At 50.5% G+C, this 521-nt stretch carries 1 protein-coding gene; it reads left to right on the top strand.

The genetic code is table 11. The annotated features are described in order from the left end of the window. Positions 1–521: RecQ family ATP-dependent DNA helicase (locus tag R7O13_RS30815; protein WP_318305712.1), on the top strand; the 521-nt coding region annotated here is incomplete at both ends.

Here is a 521-nt window from a genome sequence, read left to right as displayed (position 1 = left end):
AAAGCAGCATTTTTCGCATGTGCCATTTATGGCGCTCACCGCCACTGCGGATGACGCTACACGTCGCGACATTCTTGAACGCTTACGTTTGCATGAACCTCATGTCCACTTAGGCAGTTTTGACCGTCCGAATATCCGCTACAACCTGGTCGAGAAGCACAAGCCGATTTCTCAGATCATTCGTTATCTCGACACCCAAAAGGGCAATTGCGGCATTATTTATTGTGGTAGCCGTAAGAAAGTCGAAATGGTGACGGAGAAGTTGTGCAACAACCACATCCGTGCGGCGGGCTATCATGCAGGGATGGACGCTGATGAGCGTGCTTACGTTCAAGAGGCGTCTCAGCGTGATGACATTCAAATCGTGGTCGCGACGGTTGCCTTTGGTATGGGCATCAACAAGCCGAACGTCCGTTTTGTGGTGCACTTTGATATTCCGCGCAATATTGAATCCTACTACCAAGAAACGGGACGAGCAGGGCGAGATGGTTTACCTGCTGAAGCGATGATGTTGTACGACC

The sequence above is a fragment of the Vibrio sp. Y176 genome (assembly GCF_033438945.1).
This window is presented reverse-complemented; position numbering and strand designations above follow the sequence as displayed.